The organism is Geobacillus sp. GHH01 (assembly GCF_000336445.1).
Taxonomy (GTDB): domain Bacteria; phylum Bacillota; class Bacilli; order Bacillales; family Anoxybacillaceae; genus Geobacillus; species Geobacillus zalihae.
The window spans coordinates 1,422,262-1,444,239 of record NC_020210.1; the positions used below are offsets into that span (position 1 = coordinate 1,422,262).

Genomic DNA, 21,978 nt, shown 5'->3' on the forward strand with positions numbered 1-21,978 from the left:
AGAACCCTACCTATGTCTAAAAGTATACCGAATGTAGACTGGGCAAATCAACTGGAAAGTGTCATTCGTCAGTTTGTAAAGGAAAAATTAGAACTGATCATGCGGGAAGAAATCAAGAATTTCCTCGAAATAGAACAGGCCGGAACATCAAATATGAGAAACGGCTACTATCAACGAAATCTAGATACGCAATATGGCCGGATTGAAGGTCTTTTGGTCCCTAGAGACCGAAACGGAGAATTTCAAACCCAATTGTTCGCTCCTTACCAACGCCACACCGGCTGGCTGGAGGAAGCCATCATCAGGATGTATCAAAGTGGCATGAGTACGCGTGAAATTGGCAAGTTTATTGAACGAATTTTAGGCAATGCCTATTCTCCTGCAACGATCAGCCGTATTACCGATGTAGTGAAGGAAGACATCGAGAAATGGCACACTCGTCCACTGCACAAGCGTTATTCCGTCTTATATTTGGATGGTTTATACGTAAAACTTCGTCGCGAAACCGTGGAGAAAGAAGTCATTTATGTGGTGTTAGGGGTGAACGAAGAAGGATATCGCGAAATTCTTGATTTCTTTGTGGGAGGACAAGAAAGCGCCTATGTATGGCAGGAAATTCTTCAACACCTCTACCAAAGAGGCATCAAGGAAGTGCTTCTGGGCGTATTCGATGGACTACCGGGTCTAGAGGAAGCCTTTAAGGCGGTTTATCCGAAAGCCGATGTACAGCGTTGTGTCGTTCACAAAGTCCGTAACACGCTCAGTCGTGTTCGGAAAAAAGACCAATTCGAAATGGCGGAAGATTTGAAACTCATTTATTGATCTCCGAATAAAACAATGGCACTGGAGATGTTTCAACAGTTTGAATCGAAATGGTCAAGCAAGTATCCGAGAGAAGTCCAATCTTGGGCCAATGAGTTGGATGTCCTCCTTACATTTATGGATTATCCAAGCAGTATTCGAAGTGTGATTTACACGACGAATGCCATCGAACGAACGATTAAGGAGATTCGGAAACGTCTAAAGCCGATGAACAGTTTGAGCAGTTTAGAAGCTGCGGAAAAAGTCGTGTATTTAACCATTCAAGATTTTAATGAGAAATGGGCAGGGCGAAAGTTGCGAGGATTTGCCGAAGCGCATGAAGCCCTCGAGCGAATGTTTGAAGAACGCTATTATTAACCAAATATTGTAAATAAACAAAATAAGGGGATTCTCCCTTTCCACACAGGAGACTGAATATTCAGTCTCCTGTGTGGAGAAAATCAGTCCCCTATCAATTCAAATCCATTTCAGAGAAACCCTACCCCATTTACATTACACAAAATTCTTGACGGTACCTATTGACCAACACATCCTTTAGTTGAATAGTTTATTTAAACACGATTTAAATGCGTGTCTTTAAAATGTGTTGGATATTTTAATCCATAACCAATCATCCTATCCATTCCGATATGGGCAGACCATATTAAACCTATCTCTAAAACAACTTCGTTTGATAACAATACTCCTAAGATAACAGCTCCAATTGGTAAACTATATGTATGAAATAAATTATAAAGCACTGCACCAACCTTATTATTGAATAAATAACCTATCATTGATATATCTGGAGCTAATAACAAAACGAAAAACAAAAGCCAACTAAATTGATTATAAGAGTAAAAATAAAGACTTAACAATAGGATAGCTACCCCTTCTAGGTGTAAAAGAATTTTATTCATAATATTCTCCCTTCAGGCGTGTTGATTATCCAATAAAATCCAAAGGGTATAGAAAAAAGAGCACCTTTCCTGTAGAATGTGAGTAGCGACACAAACAAACCCAGGAGGTGCTCTCTATGAACAAGCATACCACACTCCCGAATTTGATGCAAAAACTTGTTTCGGATGAAGAGATTCAACTGATTGCCGAAGCGGTTGGGTATCGTGATTCGTCTCGAACCTTTACGTTGCGCGAGTTGATTCACTTCTTCCTGCTGGCCGCCATGCATCAATGGAAAAGCTTTCGCCACGGAGCCGATGTGGGGCCTCTGTATGGATTGCCGCGATTCCATTATTCAACTGTATCCAAGAAAGCGAAAGAAGTTCCCTATGACATCATGAAACGCTTGTTGGCGTTGATCATTTCCAAGTGCAACCGCCAAACCCGCCGTTCGCTTCGGTTTCCCAAACCGCTTCGGGTGGTGGATTCGACGACCGTCACGGTCGGGAAAAACCGCCTGCCATGGGCGCCGTATCACGGCGAACGCGCCGGAGTGAAGCTGCACGTCGCGTATTCGCCGGAATCCTCGTTGCCGGCAGACGTGGTGGAAACCATCGGACTGCGTCATGATGGCCCGGTGGGAGAACAGTTGACGAACGCTCAACAAGTGCTGGTGGAAGACCGGGCGTATTTCAAAATCGAACGCCTCGATCGATTTGTGGAGCAGCATCAGCTCTTTGTCATTCGGATGAAGGACAACATCGAACTTCATCAGAAAAAAAGCTTGAAACGCCTTTCCAGCACATCCTCATCGGTTCAAGCCGACTTCACGTGCCAGTTGGGGACGAAACAATGCCGCTCCACCAAGCGTCACCGGGTGGTGATCTTTCGAGATGCGAATGGCCGCGACATTCGGGTCGTGACGAACCTCTTCCATGCGTCTGCGGAAACCATTGCCGACATGTACCAACAACGTTGGACTGTTGAGGTCTTTTTCCGTTGGGTGAAGCAATATCTGAATGTCCCGACCTTGTTTGGCACGACGGAAAATGCGGTATACAACCAACTGTTTGCGGCGTTCATCGCGTATGTGTTGCTGCGATGGCTGTATGATCAAACCAAAAAACAGACGAACGTCTCTCTTTCCTTCATTTCGTTCGTTCGCCGTTTTTTCTCTGGGCAGCTTCCTCTCGATTGGAAATCCGGGATGGCCGCTGCTTTGTTTGAGTATGCCCAAATTTATGGAAGGCGTATGTCTAATTTTGGATAATCAACACTCGTGATATTTTCCATTTTTTTTATCAAAAATAATAGCAAAATTATCGTCAAACCAAATGTCATAATTTTTTACTCTATCATTACTCCCCTTATGTTCCAACCAAAAGCTATAGTTAGGTTCTTTTTTAGGTTTTTGAATGTCAATTGACCATTCTATTTCTTCTGAAATTTCATTTATCCTCTCAATTTTCATGCTGTTCTTAACTTCTTTAATGTTCGAAAATTTATCTTCGTTATCAACTATTCTAATGACATCTGATGTATAATTATGTTCCTTGCCTTTTACATAATGTTGAAATCCAGTTGAAATTGACATTGATAAGGCTATGATAGACAATAACGCCCAAAATTTATTCATATAAAACCTCCTCCCAAGAGAAAATTAATGTTAACTTTTACATCTTGTTTTATTTTACCATATTTTGATAAATACAAACAAGAAATCCTTAGTTATATTCGAAAATCTCTCGTGATGCCTATCTCACGGAGGATTTTCATACGATGATATGATGACATACAAACCTATAGGAATATGGAAAGTGTGTTTATTTACCCACCCTTCATATTTTGTAGAGTAATCACATCTCAAAAAACGATATGGATAAACCGTTGGCAAAAATGTTTCTTTCAGAGTAAGACATACTTCTTCAATATCCAAATCCTTTGGGATATCGGTCACCACATACACCTTATAATGCCATTGTCGCTCATGGTGATATCCCTCCTTTTTAATGGTTGGTTGCACTTTCATTTTAAGGGGATCCTCATGCAAGGGCTATTTTTATGCTTGTTTGAGTTTATCTAGCACCACGGGTGCTTTTCAATTTATCAGTTCCCAGCGGCCTTCCCATGTTTTCCAGTCAGCGTACGTGTAAATTTTGTTCGAGTCAGGGGTATTACCCACTGTTTCACCTTCTTTCATCTTAAAGATATGTTTGTTTACAGTTTAACATAAAGAAGTCAAGGAAGTGTAGGAAGGACTTTCATGAGACATTTATTCATCACCCGCCTACGCTCACAACCGGAAGCGAGGGTTTTCTTGGTTCAGAAAGGAATCTGGCGTTTGGTTGTCGAATGACATGAGAGAAGAATGCATGAAGAAAGGGAGAGGAATGATGTCCGCATTTCAAGCGTTTGTCGTCAACAAAACCGAAACAGAATTTACCGCCGGCGTGCAGACGATATCCATGGATGATTTGCCGGAAGGAGACGTCGTTGTCCGCGTCCATTATTCAAGCGTCAACTACAAAGATGGATTGGCGTCCATTCCGGACGGCAAAATTGTGAAAACGTATCCGTTCGTGCCGGGAATTGATTTGGCCGGGGTGGTTGTCTCGTCGCAACATCCGCGCTTCCGCGAAGGGGACGAGGTGATCGCGACCGGATATGAAATCGGTGTGACGCATTTCGGGGGCTACAGTGAATATGCTCGCCTGCACGGCGATTGGCTCGTGCCGCTGCCAAAAGGGTTGACGTTGAAAGAAGCGATGGCGATCGGCACGGCTGGGTTCACGGCGGCATTGTCCATTCACCGGCTTGAGGAGCATGGGTTGACGCCGGAACGCGGACCGGTGCTTGTCACGGGGGCGACGGGCGGCGTCGGGAGTCTGGCTGTGTCGATGCTATCGAAGCGCGGCTACACGGTGGAAGCGAGCACAGGCAAAACGGCGGAGCACGACTATTTGCGCGCCCTCGGCGCCAAGGAAGTGTTGACGCGCGAAGACGTCACGGCTGAACGCATTCGTCCGCTTGATAAGCAGCGCTGGGCCGCGGCGGTCGACCCGGTCGGCGGCCGGACGCTGGCGACGGTGTTAAGCCGCATCCGCTACGGCGGAGCGGTGGCGGTGAGTGGGTTGACAGGCGGCGTCGAGGTACCGACAACCGTCCATCCATTCATTTTGCGCGGCGTCAGCTTGCTTGGCGTTGATTCCGTCTATTGTCCAATGGATTTGCGTTTGCGCATTTGGGAGCGGCTCGCTGGCGACTTAAAGCCGGATTTGAAGCGGATTGTTCAAGAAATTTCGCTCGCTGAATTGCCGCAAGCGCTTGAGCGCATTTTGCGCGGCGAGCTGCGCGGCCGGACGGTCGTGCGGTTAGGATGACGTTCGGACGCAATCGAACGGAAGCAGCGTCCGAACTTGGTGCTCTCCACATCTTCTTTTTGAATGATCCTTGATGAGTGAAGGCGACGGAAAGGGGAAGTGTGCAGAAGAAGAAAGGAAAGACGCAGGGGGAAGCACCTGCGTCTTTTTTTTGTGATCTCGAACCCATTTTTCGACGTGAGCGTAGGCGGGGGAGCGTTCATCCCCGCAATTGATACCGCTCGAGCTCCGCGAAAAAGTCTTTCACAAACCGGTAAAACACTTTCACCGACGGAGCGAGTTCGTGGTGGTCGGAAATGATAATGCCGACGTTGCGCTTTACTTGCGGCATCTCGATTGGCACTTTGGCGGCGTAGCGAAGAAGGCTTTCCGACAAGGCGCTTTCCGGCAGGAGGGTCACGCCGATGCCAGCGGAGACAAGCCCTTTAATGGCATCGAGATCTTCGCCTTCCGATGAAATGTTGGGCGAAAATCCGGCTTGGTGGCAAGCGTCAATAACGATTTGATGCAAAATGTATCCTTTTGGAAACGTTACAAATGGATCATGGCGCAGTTCGTTCAATACGATCCGGTCGCGGCGGGCGAGCGGATGGCTGTTCGGCAGGAGGGCGGCAAACGGTTCGGAAAACAAAATTTCTCCTTTAATGCCGATTTCACGAACCGGAATCGGTCCGAGAAAGGCAAGGTCGATCTCCCGTTTTTTCACCGCTTCGATTAAATAATAGTACGACCCTTGGCGGAGATGGAACGAGACGTTTGGGTGCTCCGCTTTAAAGGCGGAGATGACCATCGGCATCATGTGGCTTGCCAGGCTTGTCGGAAACCCGATTTTAATCGTTCCGCGTTCCGGGTCCAAATACTCTTCGATTTGTTGCTTTGCATCCTCGACCGCCTTTAACACCGCTTCGGCGTGCGGCAAAAAATGGCGGCCGATCGGGGTGAGCTTCACGTTTCGCCCTTCCCGTTCAAACAGCTGCACGCCAAGCTCCGCTTCGAGGTTGGCAATTTGCCGGCTGATCGCCGACTGCGCGACATGGAGGGCGTCGGCGGCTTCGGAGACGTGTTCGCGCCGGGCGACTTCCACGAAATATTGCAGTTGCCGCAGCTCCATTTTTCTCCCTCCTTTTGATTGATCGCAAAAAGAGATGGATTTTATCTAAATTATATATTGTTTATATTAATTTTGAAAACTACAATGAATATTACAGACAATTCGGAACGGGAGGGGAAGGCAGCATGAAACACTACGGATTACCGGAAGCACAAGGGCTGTATCGCCCGGAATTTGAACATGATGCATGCGGGATCGGGTTTTATGCTCATTTGAAAGGAAAACCGTCACATGACATTATCGAAAAAGCGCTCCATATGCTTCGCCAGCTTGAACACCGCGGCGGACAAGGAAGCGATCCGGAAACAGGTGATGGCGCGGGCATTATGACGCAAATTCCGCATGAGTACTTTCAAGCGGTGTGCGGTGGGATGAACTTGCCGGAAAAAGGGCGCTACGGGGTCGGAATGTTCTTTTTGCCGGAACAGGAAGAGAAGCGGGCGTATTACGAAGCGAAATTCAATGAAATCGTTGCGAAAGAGGGGCAGCGCCTGCTCGGTTGGCGGACCGTGCCCGTTGACAACGACAAGCTTGGCAAACTGGCGCGGCAAAGCAAGCCGTTCGTCCGTCAAGTGTTTGTCGCGGCAAGTGATGACGTGGCTGATGAGTTGGCGTTTGAACGGAAGCTGTATGTGATCCGCAAACAATTCGAAAAATGTGTGGAACACAACGAGTGCTATGTAGCGAGCTTCTCGAGCCGAACGATCGTGTATAAAGGGCTTTTGACGCCGGAACAAATCGATGCGTTTTATTTGGATTTGCAAGATGAACGGTTCCGTTCGGCGTTTGCTCTCGTGCACTCGCGCTTCAGCACGAACACGTTTCCGAGCTGGGAGCGGGCCCATCCGAACCGCTACTTGATCCATAACGGCGAGATCAACACGCTGCGCGGCAACGTCAACTGGATGGCGGCGCGCGAGAAACAATTTGTGTCCGAAGCGTTCGGCGCGGATTTGGAAAAAGTCGTGCCGATTTTGGATACGAACGGCAGCGACTCGTCGATTTTGGACAATGCGTTCGAATTTTTCGTTCTTGCTGGCCGGAAGCCGGCCCATGTCGCGATGATGCTCATTCCGGAACCGTGGTTTTGGGATGAGCAGATGGACGGGGCGAAAAAGGCGTTTTACGAGTACCATAGCTGTCTCATGGAGCCGTGGGATGGACCGACGGCGATTTCGTTCACCGACGGCAAGCAAATCGGCGCCATTTTGGACCGGAACGGCTTGCGTCCGGCCCGCTATTACGTCACCAAAGACGACTACATTATTTTCTCATCCGAAGTCGGCGTCATTGATGTCGACCCGAACAACATTTTATATAAGGAACGGCTGAGCCCGGGGAAAATGCTTTTGGTTGACCTCGAGCAAGGGCGCATCATCTCCGACCAGGAAATCAAGGAAGAAATGGCTCATGAAAAGCCATATCGCCAATGGATCAACGAGCAAATGATCACGCTTGGCGATCTGGAAATTCCGGAGGACGTCGAAGCGCCGAAGCAACTCGTCAAACTGCAAAAAGCGTTCGGCTACACGTTTGAAGATGTGGAAAAAACGATTTTGCCGATGGCGGCGGAAGGAAAAGATCCGACCGGCGCCATGGGCATGGACGCGCCGCTTGCCGTGCTGTCGGAGCGGCCGCAAAGTTTGTTCAACTACTTCAAGCAGCTGTTCGCCCAAGTGACAAATCCGCCGATTGATGCGATTCGCGAATATGTCGTCACGTCAACGATGACGTTGCTTGGCAAAGAAGGGAACATTTTGCATCCGGACGCCAAAGCGGCGCGGCGCATCCGCCTTGAGACGCCGCTGTTGACGAACGAGGAACTGGCGGCGTTAAAAGCCAATCCGTATCCGGAGTTTGCCTGTGTGGTGCTGCCGACGCTGTTTACGGATGACTTGAAACAGGCGCTTGATGAGCTGTTTGCCAAAGCGGATGAAGCCATTGCAAACGGCGCGGCGCTCCTCGTGTTGTCCGACCGCGGCGTCGATGAAACGCATGTGGCGATTCCGGTGTTGCTGGCGGTAAGCGGGCTTCATCAACACCTTGTCCGCAAAGGGACGCGCACGAACGTCAGCCTGCTGGTCGAAAGCGGCGAAGCGCGTGAAGTGCATCATTTTGCGGCGCTCATCGGCTACGGGGCGGACGCCATCAACCCGTACTTGGCGCTCGAGACGATCCGCCAAGCGTCAGAAAACGGCACGATCGCCTTGTCTTACCGTGAAGCGGTGAAAACATATATCAAGGCGGCTGTTGACGGTGTCGTCAAAGTGATGTCGAAAATGGGCATTTCGACGGTGCAAAGCTACCGCGGCGCGCAAATTTTTGAGGCCGTCGGCATCGGCAACGATGTCATTGAGGAATACTTCACCGGCACGGCGTCGCAAATTGGCGGCATCGGGCTTGCGGAAATTGCAAAAGAAGCGAAAATGCGCCACGAAGCCGCTTTCGGCGCGCGGCATGAAGACGATGTGCTCGATACGGGCAGCGAGTTGCAATGGCGGCGCAACGGCGAACATCATGCATTCAACCCGAAGACGATCCATTTGCTGCAGTGGGCGTGCCGGAAAAACGACTACAATTTGTATAAACAATATTCCAAACTGGCGAATGAAGAACAGTTGACGTTCTTGCGCAACTTGTTCGACTTCGATCCGGACCGGACACCGGTGCCGATTGACGAAGTCGAACCGGTCGAGTCGATCGTCCGCCGCTTTAAAACCGGGGCGATGTCGTTCGGCTCGATCAGCCAGGAAGCCCATGAGGCGCTGGCGATCGCTATGAACCGGATCGGCGGAAAAAGCAACAGCGGCGAGGGCGGCGAAGACCCGGCCCGCTATGTGAAAGATGAAAACGGCGACTGGCGCCGCAGCGCGATCAAACAAGTGGCATCCGGACGTTTTGGCGTAAAAAGCCATTATTTGGTCAATGCCGATGAATTGCAAATCAAAATGGCGCAAGGGGCAAAACCGGGTGAAGGCGGGCAGCTTCCGGCCAACAAAGTGTATCCGTGGGTCGGCAAAGTGCGCGGCTCAACGCCGGGAGTCGAGCTCATTTCCCCGCCGCCGCACCATGACATTTACTCGATTGAAGATTTGGCCCAGCTCATTTATGACTTGAAAAACGCCAACAAAGATGCGCGCATCAGCGTGAAGCTCGTCGCCAAAGCCGGCGTCGGCACGATCGCCGCTGGCGTGGCGAAAGGGAACGCCGATGTCATTGTCATCAGCGGCTATGACGGCGGCACGGGCGCTTCGCCGAAAACGAGCATTAAGCACGCCGGCCTGCCGTGGGAGCTTGGATTGGCGGAAACGCACCAGACGCTCATGCTCAATGGGTTGCGCGACCGCGTCGTTCTAGAAACCGACGGCAAACTGATGACCGGCCGCGATGTCGTGATGGCGGCGCTGTTTGGCGCCGAAGAATTCGGGTTTGCGACCGCCCCGCTCGTTGTTTTAGGCTGTGTCATGATGCGCGTCTGTCATTTGGATACGTGCCCGGTCGGCGTGGCGACGCAAAATCCGGAGCTGCGCAAGAAATTTACCGGGAAGCCCGAACATGTCGTCAACTTTATGTACTTTGTCGCTCAAGAAGTGCGGGAAATTATGGCGGAGCTCGGCTTCCGCACGATCGACGAAATGGTCGGCCGCGTTGACGTCTTGAAAGTGAGCGAACGGGCGAAAGCGCATTGGAAAGCGAAACATCTTGACTTGTCCCGCCTCTTGTACCAAGTCGATGGCCCGCGCACTTGCATCAAAGGGCAAAACCATCGTTTGGAAGAGACGCTTGATCATACAGAAATTTTGCCGGCGGTGCAGCCAGCGCTTGAACGGCAGGAGCCGGTCGAACTTCACCTCGCCATCCGCAACGTCCACCGCACGGTCGGGGCGATGACCGGCAGCGAGATTTCGAAACGCTACGGTGAGGAAGGGTTGCCGGATGATACGATCCGCCTCCATTTCACCGGATCGGCCGGGCAAAGTTTTGCGGCGTTTGTGCCGAAAGGGATGACGCTCGAGCTCGTCGGCGACGCGAACGACTACGTCGGCAAAGGGCTTTCCGGCGGCAAAGTGATCGTCCGTCCGCCGCATGAGGCGCCGTTTGCCGCAGCGGACAATGTCATTATCGGCAACGTCGCTTTCTACGGGGCGACGAGCGGCGAGGCGTACATTCGCGGCCGCGCCGGTGAACGGTTCTGTGTGCGCAACAGCGGCGTCCATGCTGTTGTCGAAGGAGTCGGCGATCACGGGTGTGAATATATGACCGGCGGCCGCGTCGTCATCCTCGGTTCGGTTGGCAAAAACTTCGCCGCTGGCATGTCCGGGGGCATCGCTTACGTTCTCGCTGACGAAGACAGCTGGCAGCAAACCGCCAACCTTGAGCTCGTCTCGTTTGAGCGGCTCGAAGACGAGGAAGAAATTCGCGACGTGCGTCGGATGATCGAAAACCATTACCGCTATACGGGAAGCCCGCGGGCGGCGTTAGTGCTCGAAGAGTGGGATGCGTATGTCCGCCGGTTTGTCAAAGTCATTCCGCGCAACTATAAACTGATGATGGAAACGATTCAAACGCTCGAGCAATCTGGGTTTTCACATGAAGAAGCCGTCATGGCGGCGTTTGAAACGGTGGCGAAACGGAAAAAAGCGGCGGCTGTCGGCGGCGCCCATCAGCTCGAGGCGGTAGCGAAGTAACGCCGCAGCTTGCGGACGGCCGCAGGGCGACGGCGCCGCTTTGGCCCCGCGGCCGCGCGGGGCTCGCTTTTTAACTGGCCTAACAGGCGGGAAGGCCGCATCGGGGAGAAGAGAGGACGTGTACGGAAAGAAGGAGGGGAACCATCGTGGGAAAAGCAACAGGGTTTATGGAATATGCACGCGAGGAAGAAAAAAAGCGCGACCCGCTTTCCCGTCTTGATGATTGGAAAGAATATACACAGCCGTTTTCGGAAGAGGTGCTGGCCCGCCAAGGCGCCCGCTGTATGGACTGTGGCACGCCGTTTTGTCATATGGGATTGGAGCTAAACGGCCTTACCTCGGGGTGTCCGGTGCACAACTTGATCCCAGAATGGAACGATTTGGTGTACCGAGGCCGTTGGAAAGAAGCGCTTGACCGACTTTTAAAGACCAACAACTTCCCAGAATTTACCGGCCGCGTCTGTCCGGCGCCGTGCGAAGGATCGTGCACGGTGGCCATTTCCGACCCAGCGGTTGCGATTAAAGGAATCGAACGGGCCATTATTGATAAAGGGTTTGCCGAGGGATGGGTGAAACCGCGCATCCCGAAGACGCGCACGGGGAAAAAGGTGGCCATCGTCGGCTCCGGCCCGGCCGGGTTGGCCTGCGCTGACCAACTCAACCAAGCCGGCCATTCGGTGACGGTGTATGAGCGGGCTGACCGCATCGGCGGCTTATTGATGTACGGCATTCCGAATATGAAGTTGGAAAAAGAAGTGGTCGAGCGGCGGGTGCGTCTGCTCGAAGAGGAAGGCATCACGTTTATTACGAACACCGAAGTCGGCAAAGATATTACGGCTGACGAACTGCGTGCTCAGTACGACGCCGTCGTCTTGTGCATCGGTGCGCAAAAGCAGCGCGATTTGGCCATTGAAGGCCGGGAGCTTGAGGGTGTCCATTTTGCGATGGATTATTTGACCGGCGTGACGAAAAGTTTATTGGATTCGAATTTTGCCGACGGCCAGTTTATCGATGCCAAGGGAAAACGTGTCATTGTGATCGGCGGCGGCGACACGGGGGCCGACTGTGTGGCGACCGCGCTGCGCCAAGGCTGCAAAAGCGTCGTCCAGTTCGGCAAACACCCTGCCTTGCCGGACAAGCGCCCGGACGATAATCCGTGGCCGCAATATCCGCTCGTCTTTACGCTTGACTACGCGTATGAAGAAGCAAAAGCGAAATTCGGCGCCGACCCGCGTCAATATTGCATTCAAACAAAGAAAATCGTTGGCGACGAGCACGGCCGCGTGAAAGAGCTGCATACGATTCAAATGGAAAAAATCATCGATGAAAACGGCAAAGCGATCTTTAAAGAAATTCCGGGGACGGAACAAGTATGGCCGTGCGATTTGGTGTTTATCGCCATCGGGTTTGAAGGGCCAGAGCAGCCGTTGTTGAAGCAGTTTGGCGTTGAAACGGCCAACAACAAAGTGAAAGCCCCATACGGCAAATATACAACAAACATCGAGGGCGTGTTTGCCGCCGGCGACGCCCGCCGCGGCCAAAGCTTAATTGTCTGGGCCATCCATGAAGGCCGAGGGGCGGCTCGTGAAGTCGATCGGTTCCTGATGGGAGAGACGAAGTTGCCGTGGTGATGGATCCCTCCTTAAAAAGCACCGCTTTTTAAGGAGGATTTTTTGTTTTTCTGGAAAAGAAGATATAAGGAGGAGAGTGATGCTCAGCATGAATCGACGATTATGGATCACTGCGGCTATGAGTCTGGGCCTTTTTTTGCTTGTTTGGACAGGCGTGGCCGCTGGATGGACGGAGAGAATGGATGAAGAGGGGCTGCGTCTGTTTGATTATTGGAATTGGCTTGACCCGTTTACGTTTCTTGGCAATGGAAAGACGATTGGCACCATCAGCATTATGCTTGTCATTGGTTTATGGTTTTTTCGCCGCGACGTCTACGGAATGGTGTTGGTTGTGGCCGCTGTTGGCGGGGGATATGGCATCAATGAGTGGCTAAAACATATCATTGGACGGCCTCGACCTCCTCATGCTGAAATCGGTGGATTTAGTTTTCCAAGCGGCCACGCGATGATCGGGACGATTTACTTGTTGATTTTGGCGTACTTTTTGGCGCAAACGCGCCCGAAGCGCGGCGAGCGGGCCGCGATTTACGGCGTTTTTGGAGCGCTTGCCCTGTTGACTGGCTTAAGCAGGTTAAGTCTGCAAGTGCATTATCCATCTGATGTGCTTGGTGGGTTTTTGCTCGGGGTTGCCTATGTATCAGCCTGCCTGGCTCTTTACCGTAGGTTCACTCGCTGAAGCGGATTTTAGAACATGGACAAAAAACGATTTTTGTTTTGATTTCGCGCGGTGAAAAGCAAATTTTGCGGCTTTGTGTTGAGCTTTGCCGTTGTCGAAATTAGGGAGAAAATCTCTTTTTCTATACTATCGCGTTGACCGAGACAATGATACAATGGGGAAAAGGAGGTGAAACGATGGAGCAAGCCGAACTCGTGCAAATGATGGCCGAACTGCTTGACCAAAAGCTCAATCCCATCCACGTGCGGCTCGATCGGATCGAAGGAAATGTCCGAGCGCTTCAAGAAGGACAGGCGCGCCTCGAAGGCGAGGTGCAGGCGCTCAAAGAAGGGCAGACACGCCTCGAAGGCGAGGTGCAGGCGCTCAAAGAAGGGCAGGCGCGCCTCGAAGGCGAGGTGCGGGCGCTCAAAGAAGGGCAAGCACGCCTCGAAGGAGAAGTGCAGGTGCTCAAGGAAGGACAGGCGCGCTTGGAAGGCGAGGTGCAAGCGCTCAAGGAAGGACAGGCGCGGCTGGAAGATGAAGTGCAGTTGTTACAGAAGGGACAAGCCCGCTTGGAACAGCGGCTTCACCGGGTGGAAGAGGATGTGCGCACATTAAAAGCGAACATGGACATGGTCAAAGGCGACGTGCAAACGTTGAAAGCGGACATGGACGCGGTCAAAGGTGACGTGCAAACGTTGAAAGCGGACATGGACGCGGTCAAAGGCGACGTGCAAACGTTGAAAGCGGACATGGACGCGGTCAAAGGCGACGTGCAAACGTTGAAAGCGGACATGGACATGATCAAGGGCGACGTGCAAACGCTCAAAGAAGGGCAACAACGGCTTGAAGCGAAAGTTGAACGGGTCGAAGAAAAAGTTGACAACCTCACAACAGAAATGCGGAGCCATTTTCGCCACATCGAGAACATGCTTCATAAGCATCAGGCCGCTCTTGATATGGCTTCGCGCGAGTTCTCTTCTAAACAGGCATCCATCGATTATTTGATGAAAAAAGTCGCAGAGCATGATATGGAAATTTTCCACTTAAAAAATTATCTCCAACCATAATGTTCTTCACCGCAACAAAGAAAAAAGTCTAAAAGGCCGGTGGTAACTAGGAAAATGCGATGGAATAAGGCGTGTTTTCACTGGTCTTCTAGACAGCTTTTTCAGCATATGTTATAGAAAAGATCAAGTCACAAGGGGGAAGCGATATGGCGGCCCGTATCGTAAAAACGGGGTATGCGTTGGCGTTTTTGTGCATCATTGCCGGCATTGTGTATTTTTTTGCCGCCAACTGGCCGGAGATGGGGCGAGAGGTGAAAGTCGGGATCAGCATCGGCGTGATGGCGGCATTTTACATCGCAAGCGCGGCGCTTTGGGGCCGCCATCGTTTCTTAGGGCGCTGGATGCTGATCGGCGGGGTGTTGTCATTTGGCATTGCGTTGGCGCTGCTCGGCCAAATTTACAATTCGCATGCTGACAGTTATTGGCTGTTTCTTGCCTGGCTTGCGCCGACTGCTGTGCTGGCGTCACTGACAAAAGAACGGGTGCTGTCTGTGATCGCGATTGGGTTGCTGCAGCTTGCGTGCTGGTTTTATTATTTTCCGTCCGCTTATCGGATTGAGTGGACGGAATGGTCTTCGTTTGGCGTGCTATCGTTATTCGTGATCGTAAACGGTGTTCTTTTTATTTTCGTTCGGACACCGCTCATGGCTTGCTTGGCTTACATGGCCATGCAAGGTTGGCTGCTTGTGATTGATGTAACCGGTTTTTCCTATGGGCGCGACGCATGGTGGCCATACGTTTATGCGGCGTTGCTTGCTGGGCTTCTTTATTATTTTCTTGTCATCGCCAAGCAGCGGCTGTATGTGTTGTTGACGAGTTTGTTTGCCGGGCTGTTTTTGTTGATTCAATACATTCGCCTGCTCGCTGATCATTTTGAAACGTGGTTGCTTCTTATTGGGCTTATGGCAGCCGCTGCAGTGCTATACGGCGGCGTTGTGCTATTGCGGCGGGCTGGGCTGTTTTCAGCGGAGACGAAAGCTGGAAGGCGGTTTTTGGCGGTGTTTCAAGCGATTGTCACGCTCGCGGCTTCGGCGTTGGCCATACAAAGCCTGCTTGGCTTGTATTTCCTTTGGACAGAGTCATGGTCTCCTTACGTGCTCTTTTTCATTTCCATCTTTGGGTTTGTCGTTCCTGCCTCATTTGGTCGGCGTTGGAATCCGGTCGTTCGTTATACACTGCTGGCTGTTGGCTATGGGCTCGGGGTGGCGATGGCGTGGGAGGTCTCGCGGTCGGCTCTGTTCCTCTATGCCATTGGGCTCGCGATTGGCGTCATCGGATCATCAGACAGCGGAGTGCGCCGGTTGACGACGGTGGCGCTGACGGTCTATTTCGGGATCGCCTTAAGTTCGGTGATGGATGACGGCCGGAAGGTGTTGCTCACCTTGGCTTTGGTCAGCGGCGGGTTGTATGCGTATGGCCGCTTTCGCGGAACGCCGTTTCTCACTCCGCTTGTCTTGGCGTTCGGCGCGCTTGGGATCGCGACAAGCGTTGATGTGTTTGCGGCTGATGGACTGTACGTGACGTTGAATATCGCCATGATTTTGGCGCTTGCCTTCTTTCTTTTCCGCGGTCGGCAACTGGAGCGGAAGACCGCTTGGGTGTACACAGCGCTTTATCTCGTGCTGAAATATTATGAACTCGCATGGAATTTGCTTCATAAATCGGTCAGTTTGCTGGCGGCGGGAGCGGTGTTGCTCGCATGGGCGGTATGGCTTGAGAAACGAAATGGCTTCACATGGGGGCGGGGCGTGCGCTGGGGGCGGCGCGTTTCGTTGTTGACGCTCATAGTCGTGATCGCTCAATTTTCATTTTTAGGCTATACCGTGTGGCAAAAAGAGCGATTGCTGCGATATGGTGACGTCGTAAAGCTGGAGCTTGAGCCGATCGATCCACGTTCCATGCTGCAAGGGGATTATATTCAGCTTCGGTACGATATTTCCACCATTCCGTCGCTTGACGGAAGCGGACGGGTGCAAGTCGGGCTGCGAAAAGGAGAGGACGGGGTGCACCGTTTGGCTGGCGTATATATGGTCAATGGGGAAAAAAGGCCGGGATACACGCCGCAACCGGGGGACGTGATCATCACCGGTACGTTTCACGGCCCGCAAGTCGTGTATGGCATTGAATCGTATTTCATTCCGGAAAAAACGGGGATGAAACGGCAAGAGAATGTTCGGTTTGCCTATGTGCGCGTGAGCGAAAACGGTGATGCGCTGCTCGAAGCGATCCGTGCTGAATAAGGATGGCGGGGGAAGCAGGAAAAACTACTCCCCCGCGTAACGATCCAGCACGCGGTCAACAGCGTTGCCGTATGTTTCGCCAAATAAATTGAGATGAACGAGCAAGTAAAACAGCTGGTAGAGTGGTTTTCGGTCATGATAATCAGCCGAGAGCGGCATAAGCTCGCGATAGCTGTCGTAAAATCGGGATGGGAAGCCGCCAAACAGCTCGGTAAACGCGATCTCAAACTCATGATGGCCATATAAAACAGACGGATCGGTCAAATACGGCACTCCGTCTGGCCCTGGAATCCAGTTGCCGCTCCATAAATCGCCATGCAAAAGCGACGGAAAACAGTCATCTGGGAGCCATTGGTCAAGCCGCTCGAGCAGCCATTCGAGACGTTTGCGCCGCTTGGCGGGCAGGAGGCCTCTTGCCGCCGCTCGCGTCATTTGTGGTCTAAGGCGGGCGTCGCGGTAATAGTCGGGCCAGCGGCCGTACCAGCCGTTGCGCTGCGGCAGCATGCCGATATAGGTATCGCGGTCAAGGCCAAACGCCGGTCCGCGGCATTGATGGAGGCGGGCAAGGCCGCGGCCGAGCTGTTCGGCCGTCTGTTCCGTTTCTGTTCCTTCGATCCACTCCAAGACGAGCCAGCCCCAGCCGTCCGCTTCCCCGAAGCCGAAGGTATGCGGAACGTTGATGGCGCGTGCTTGCCTGATCAGCTCGAGGCCCATCTGTTCGGCAGCGAAAAATCCACTCGGCGGGAAACGTTGCATTTTGATAAAGTACGTTTGTTTGCCGCTTTGGACGCGATAGACGTCATTGATGTCGCCGCCTGATACGCGGCGCCAATGGCGGATGGGGGAGTGGTCGCCGATCGATTCGAGCGCCATTTGCAACATGATTTCTTTAGTCATGGATTCACCTCCGCCAATTGCTCATTGAGCTCGTTCAGCACTTCACCGATTTTTCGCTGATGGATGACAGCATCGGCGAGATCGTCCAAGTCAGTCGGCTCCCAATTGATGATGACAAGCTTCGCACCGTTTCGTTTGGCGACAAGCGGCAGTTGATTGGCCGGCGACACTTGCAGGGAGGAGCCGAGCACGAGGAATAGATCAGCCTGTTGGGCAACCTTCCATGCTTCCGTGATGGCTTTCTCCGGCAACGGCTCGCCAAACAACACGACCGACGGGCGCAAAACTCCGCCGCATTCGCACGTCAACACACCGTGCAAATAGACAAAGCTGGGCTTTGATTGCCCGCACCGCTGACAATGGACGGTGCGGAGCGAGCCATGAAGTTCGATGACGCGTCGGCTTCCCGCTTCTTGGTGAAAGCCATCGACATTTTGCGTCACAATCGTTTGCACGATCCCGCGCCGCTCCCAATCGGCCAATAAGCGGTGTCCGTCATGCGGTTGGCACTGTTGCAATGTGCGAATGCGATATTGGTAAAACTCGACGAACGATTCACGGCGATGGTACAGCGCATCGATGGTAGCGAGTTCGCTCGGGTTAAAACGCGCCCACAGCCCGGTGCGCGGCGAGCGGAAATCGGGCAGCCCGCTTTCGGTTGACATGCCGGCGCCGGTCAGCACGACGGTGTGGCGCGAGGCGGCCAGCCATGAGGTGATGGTCATTCTGTTTCCCTCCTTACTGTCGCAACCATAGCGACTCTCGTTTCTGCTGCTTCATACCTTTCCACCAATCATTTTACTTTTCCTTTTCACTCGTTTCCAGTATGATAGAAATGAAAGAAAAAAATGGACAAGGAGGCGGGAATCCATGAGCAAAAAAGTGCTGATCATCGCGGGTGATGCTGTTGAGGCGCTTGAAGTATACTATCCGTATTACCGTTTGCTTGAAGAAGGTTATGAAGCGACGATTGCCGCGCCGAAGAAAAAGAAACTGCACACGGTCGTTCATGATTTTGCCGATTGGGATACGTATGTAGAAAAACAAGGCTATTTGATCGACGCTCATGCGTCGTTCCCCGAGGTTGACCCGGCGCAATACGACGGATTGGTCATTCCGGGCGGGCGCGCTCCGGAATACATTCGCCTTGATGAGAACGTGCAACGAATCGTTCGCCATTTCTTTGAAGCGAATAAGCCGATTGCCGCAATTTGCCACGCCTCGCTCATTTTTGAAACGATGCCGGATTTGTTGAAAGGACGGAGCTTGACAGCGTATATTGCCTGCAAACCCGGTGTCGAAGCGCTCGGAGCAACGTATGTGTCTGACAATACGGTCCATGTTGACGGCAACCTTGTCTCCGCTCATGCGTGGCCGGATTTGCCGGCGTTTATGCGTGAATTTCTCCGCTTGCTTCAATAAGTGGAAGAGAATGGCCTCCCTTTGGGTGAAAGGAAGGGAGGCCGTTGTTTTGTTGTGTTCCCGACCGTTTGCCGTTCAGACCAACCGTGTGGGGCGGCAGGACAGATGGTTGCTTGGCGACCTCCATTTTGTTCCGTGCTTTGATTGCCCAATAGATGCCGAATGGGATGGCCGCACCGGTGGCGAATTCGAAAATGGACCGCATAGCCCCAAGCCTAAACGCAATGCGGCGGTAAGCAAGAAGCGGCCGCGGAAAAGAGGTTGATGGAGGATAAGGGTTGTCTTTTTCCCATTCATGAGATAACATTTGTACCATAGAGTGTCTTACCATGAAATAGAGAAAAGGAAGGCGGTTATCTATGGCATTACCAGGCGGGGCAGCAATGAACATTACGATTCGTCTCCAGTTCGAAAAAGATATCGTCTCATTCAGCGATATCGCCGCCGCGATTGGCAAAGCGGGCGGGGACATTGTCGGGATTGACGTCATTTCATCAAGCAAAGTCCATACGGTGCGCGACATCACCGTCAGCGCGCTCGACACGAAGCAGTGCGATTTGATCATTGAGGCGCTGAAAAAAATTCAAGGCGTCAAAATCATCAACGTTTCCGACCGCACGTTTTTGATGCACATCGGGGGGAAAATTGAAACAAATTCAAAAATCCCAGTGAAAACGCGTGATGACTTGTCGCGAGTGTACACGCCGGGCGTGGCGCGCGTCTGCACGGCCATCGCTGAGGATCCGCGCAAGGCGTATTCGCTGACGATTAAACGGAATACGGTAGCCGTCGTCTCGGATGGCACGGCGGTGCTCGGGCTTGGCGACATCGGCCCGTATGCGGCGATGCCGGTCATGGAAGGGAAAGCGATGCTGTTTAAGGAGTTTGCCGGAGTGGACGCGTTTCCGATTTGCTTGAACACGAAAGATACGGAAGAGATCATCCAAATTGTGAAAGCGATCGCTCCGGCGTTTGGCGGCATTAATCTCGAAGACATTTCCGCTCCGCGCTGCTTTGAGATTGAAAAGCGGTTGAAGGAAGAGCTTGACATCCCGGTGTTCCATGACGACCAACACGGCACGGCGGTCGTGCTCTTGGCCGGGTTGCTTAATGCGTTGAAAATCGTCGACAAAAAGCTCGAGGACATTAAAGTGGTTCTCACCGGCATTGGCGCCGCTGGCATCGCCTGCACGAAAATTTTGCTTGCGGCCGGCGTACGCAACATTATCGGGGTCGACCGTCATGGCGCCATCCATCGCGATGAAACGTATGAAAATCCGTATTGGCAAGAATATGCGCAAATCACGAACCCGGATAATCTGAAAGGAAGCTTGTCCGATGTCATCGCCGGCGCAGATGTGTTTATTGGCGTCTCAGCTCCCGGCATTTTAAAAGTGGAAGATGTGAAAAAAATGGCGCGCGACCCGATCGTGTTTGCGATGGCCAACCCGATTCCGGAAATTGATCCGGAGCTGGCCGAACCGTACGTGCGCGTTATGGCGACCGGACGTTCTGATTATCCGAACCAAATTAACAACGTCCTTTGCTTCCCGGGCATTTTCCGCGGGGCGCTCGACTGCCGGGCGAGAGAAATTAACGAGGAAATGAAGCTCGCTGCCGCGAAGGCGATTGCCTCTGTCGTGACGGAGGATGAATTGAACGAAACATACATCATCCCGAGCGTCTTCAACAGCAAAGTCGTTGAACGCGTCAGACAAGCGGTCATCGAAGCCGCTTACCGCACTGGGGTGGCGCGGAAGGACAATATCCCGGTTGGCGGATATACAGGGCAGTAAAGCAAGGAATGCGATGGAACCGACGGACGGCTTCCTTATATAGGGGAAGCCGTTTTTTTGGCTGCAGGAGCGGGTCTAACCGTGGCTGCGGCGGGCTAAATCTAGTTTAGGGATAGGAAACCAAGCGCTTAAGGGGCGAATGGCCGATGATCGATCAATATTTCCAAAAAATCAATGAACGTCTGGAACTCGTTTTAAGCCATGAAAAGGACAATCTAAAAAAGGCCGCCCATATGGTAAGCGAAGCGATTCAAAACGGCGGAATCGTTCAGTTATTCGGATGCGGCCATTCTCATATTTTAGCAGAGGAAGTGTTTTACCGGGCGGGAGGGCTTGTTCCGGTGAAACCGATCTTTGTCGAGCCGCTGATGCTTCACGAAGGGGCGGTGCGGTCGTCCATGTTGGAGAGAATGAATGATTTCGCACAACATTTTATCAATCATGAGGATATCCGTCCTGAAGATGTGTTTTTTGTGTTGTCCACATCGGGGCGCAATCCGGTTCCGATTGATGTGGCGTTGGCGGCAAAAGAGAAAGGAGCGTATACGATCGCGATTACATCTTTGGAATATTCGAAGAGTCAACCGTCGCGGCATAAGAGCGGTCGGTTATTGTATGAAGTGGTGGACTTGGTGATTGACAATCATTGTGTGAGAGGAGACGCGATTTTAGCTCATCCGAATGTTTCCGTCATTTGCCCCTACTTCGACCGTGATCGGCAGCGCGATTTTAAACGCCGTTTTCGCCGAGGCGATTGTCCTCATGGTGGAAAATGGATTTGAGCCGCCCGTCTTTTTAAGCGGCAACATTGAGGGGGCGGATGAACATAACCGCCGATGGGTGGAGAAGTATAAAGCGCGCATTCCGGTGTTGGTTGAGGGGCATCAACTATCGCAATAGAAGAGGCGCTCTATAGCCAATCGCCATCCGTTCTTGTTAAAATAGTAGCAAACGATGAGACGGTGGGGGATGGAGATCGATGCGCTTTGACGAACGGGTGCGGCTGTATGCCGATAAGCTCCTCTTTTACAATTCAACGCCAACGATAACGACGGCGGCGTTCCAATGGAACAAGCCGTTCTCGGGCGTTTTTCGCACGAATCTCAACGAGGAGCTGCTTGACTCGCTCGCGGCGGACGAATGCGGAACGTTTGTGGTCGAGGTGAAACCGAACGAAGTGCAAACCGTGCTTGTCGTTGATAAAGAATAAAATGGTCATCAAAGCTGGGGCTTGCAACCCCGGCTTTTTCTGTTTGACACAACAGGAGAAACATGATCATCTGTTTTGTAACACAGCTGTAACAATTGTTAAACGAAATGGTCCAAAAAAGAGGCTGTCAACTCCCTTTTTCCTAGAAAAATGTGGGTGGCTAGAATAATAGAGGGG

General features: G+C 51.9%; 17 protein-coding genes and 2 pseudogenes. 12 read left to right on the top strand and 7 right to left on the bottom strand.

The features are described from left to right. Positions 1-12: 12 nt before the first annotated feature. Positions 13-1,179 (top strand): annotated as a pseudogene (locus tag GHH_RS07015) (IS256 family transposase). A 194-nt stretch (positions 1,180-1,373) separates the two neighbouring features. On the opposite strand, the gene GHH_RS07020 reads toward GHH_RS07015, so the two are convergent. Further along, entirely contained in the window at positions 1,374-1,721 is a 348-nt protein-coding gene (locus GHH_RS07020) for a DUF4260 domain-containing protein (RefSeq protein WP_015374613.1), read from the bottom strand. A 116-nt stretch (positions 1,722-1,837) separates the two neighbouring features. On the opposite strand from GHH_RS07020, the gene GHH_RS07025 reads away from it, so the two are divergent. Next, positions 1,838-2,971, top strand: a complete 1,134-nt coding sequence (locus tag GHH_RS07025) for an IS4-like element IS5377 family transposase (protein ID WP_015374614.1) — start codon at positions 1,838-1,840, stop codon at positions 2,969-2,971. On the opposite strand, the gene GHH_RS07030 is transcribed toward GHH_RS07025, so the two are convergent. Then, the gene (locus GHH_RS07030) at positions 2,972-3,337 is read right to left on the bottom strand and encodes a hypothetical protein (protein WP_015374615.1); all 366 of its coding nucleotides are present in this window, start codon (positions 3,335-3,337) and stop codon (positions 2,972-2,974) included. Positions 3,338-3,460: 123 nt separating this feature from the next. Next, positions 3,461-3,730: a hypothetical protein gene (locus GHH_RS18855; RefSeq protein ID WP_015374616.1), complete on the bottom strand. Its 270-nt coding sequence runs from the start codon at positions 3,728-3,730 to the stop codon at positions 3,461-3,463. Between the two features lie 364 nt (positions 3,731-4,094). On the opposite strand from GHH_RS18855, the gene GHH_RS07040 reads away from it, so the two are divergent. Beyond that, positions 4,095-5,081: an acryloyl-CoA reductase gene (locus tag GHH_RS07040; RefSeq protein ID WP_015374617.1), complete on the top strand. Its 987-nt coding sequence runs from the start codon at positions 4,095-4,097 to the stop codon at positions 5,079-5,081. Between the two features lie 199 nt (positions 5,082-5,280). On the opposite strand, the gene GHH_RS07045 is transcribed toward GHH_RS07040, so the two are convergent. After that, entirely contained in the window at positions 5,281-6,192 is a 912-nt protein-coding gene (locus GHH_RS07045; protein WP_015374618.1) for a LysR family transcriptional regulator, read from the bottom strand. Positions 6,193-6,317: 125 nt separating this feature from the next. Here GHH_RS07045 and gltB point away from each other — a divergent pair, with 125 nt between their 5' ends. The 5 genes from gltB to GHH_RS07070 all read left to right on the top strand — a co-directional run bounded on the left by gltB (position 6,318) and on the right by GHH_RS07070 (position 16,476). Then, a complete protein-coding gene (gltB, locus tag GHH_RS07050; protein ID WP_015374619.1) occupies positions 6,318-10,880 on the top strand; it encodes a glutamate synthase large subunit in 4,563 nt (1,520 codons plus the stop codon). A 146-nt stretch (positions 10,881-11,026) separates the two neighbouring features. Then, on the top strand, positions 11,027-12,511 hold the full coding sequence (locus GHH_RS07055; RefSeq protein ID WP_015374620.1) for a glutamate synthase subunit beta: 1,485 nt from the start codon (positions 11,027-11,029) through the stop codon (positions 12,509-12,511). Between the two features lie 79 nt (positions 12,512-12,590). After that, positions 12,591-13,187 (top strand): phosphatase PAP2 family protein, encoded by a 597-nt coding sequence (locus GHH_RS07060; protein WP_015374621.1) that lies wholly within the window; start codon positions 12,591-12,593, stop codon positions 13,185-13,187. A 176-nt stretch (positions 13,188-13,363) separates the two neighbouring features. Then, on the top strand, positions 13,364-14,236 hold the full coding sequence (locus GHH_RS07065; RefSeq protein WP_015374622.1) for a hypothetical protein: 873 nt from the start codon (positions 13,364-13,366) through the stop codon (positions 14,234-14,236). Between the two features lie 146 nt (positions 14,237-14,382). Further along, complete coding sequence (locus GHH_RS07070) at positions 14,383-16,476, top strand: GDYXXLXY domain-containing protein (protein ID WP_015374623.1); 2,094 nt, start codon at positions 14,383-14,385, stop codon at positions 16,474-16,476. 24 nt (positions 16,477-16,500) lie between these two features. On the opposite strand, the gene GHH_RS07075 is transcribed toward GHH_RS07070, so the two are convergent. Both GHH_RS07075 and GHH_RS07080 read right to left on the bottom strand, forming a co-directional pair. After that, on the bottom strand, positions 16,501-17,373 hold the full coding sequence (locus GHH_RS07075; protein WP_015374624.1) for a fructosamine kinase family protein: 873 nt from the start codon (positions 17,371-17,373) through the stop codon (positions 16,501-16,503). Further along, entirely contained in the window at positions 17,370-18,098 is a 729-nt protein-coding gene (locus tag GHH_RS07080; RefSeq protein ID WP_015374625.1) for an NAD-dependent deacylase, read from the bottom strand. Before GHH_RS07080 ends, GHH_RS07075 begins: the two co-directional genes overlap by 4 nt. A 145-nt stretch (positions 18,099-18,243) precedes the next feature. Here GHH_RS07080 and GHH_RS07085 point away from each other — a divergent pair, with 145 nt between their 5' ends. Beyond that, positions 18,244-18,795, top strand: coding sequence for a DJ-1/PfpI family protein (locus GHH_RS07085; RefSeq protein ID WP_015374626.1), 552 nt, complete (start codon positions 18,244-18,246; stop codon positions 18,793-18,795). Here GHH_RS07085 and GHH_RS18865 read toward each other — a convergent pair. Continuing rightward, positions 18,764-19,186 (bottom strand): hypothetical protein, encoded by a 423-nt coding sequence (locus GHH_RS18865; RefSeq protein ID WP_133051530.1) that lies wholly within the window; start codon positions 19,184-19,186, stop codon positions 18,764-18,766. The genes GHH_RS07085 and GHH_RS18865 overlap by 32 nt on opposite strands. On the opposite strand from GHH_RS18865, the gene GHH_RS07090 reads away from it, so the two are divergent. The 3 genes and pseudogenes from GHH_RS07090 (at position 19,155) to GHH_RS07100 (ending at position 21,801) form a co-directional block, all read left to right on the top strand. Then, on the top strand, positions 19,155-20,591 hold the full coding sequence (locus GHH_RS07090; RefSeq protein ID WP_011230936.1) for an NAD-dependent malic enzyme: 1,437 nt from the start codon (positions 19,155-19,157) through the stop codon (positions 20,589-20,591). The two genes, GHH_RS18865 and GHH_RS07090, sit on opposite strands and share 32 nt — an antisense overlap. Before the next feature lie 146 nt (positions 20,592-20,737). Next, positions 20,738-21,491: pseudogene (locus GHH_RS07095) on the top strand (SIS domain-containing protein). Positions 21,492-21,570: 79 nt separating this feature from the next. Then, positions 21,571-21,801 carry a glycosyl hydrolase-related protein gene (locus tag GHH_RS07100; protein WP_015374628.1) on the top strand — a complete coding sequence of 77 codons (231 nt, stop codon included), beginning with the start codon at positions 21,571-21,573 and terminating at the stop codon, positions 21,799-21,801. Positions 21,802-21,978: the final 177 nt, after the last annotated feature.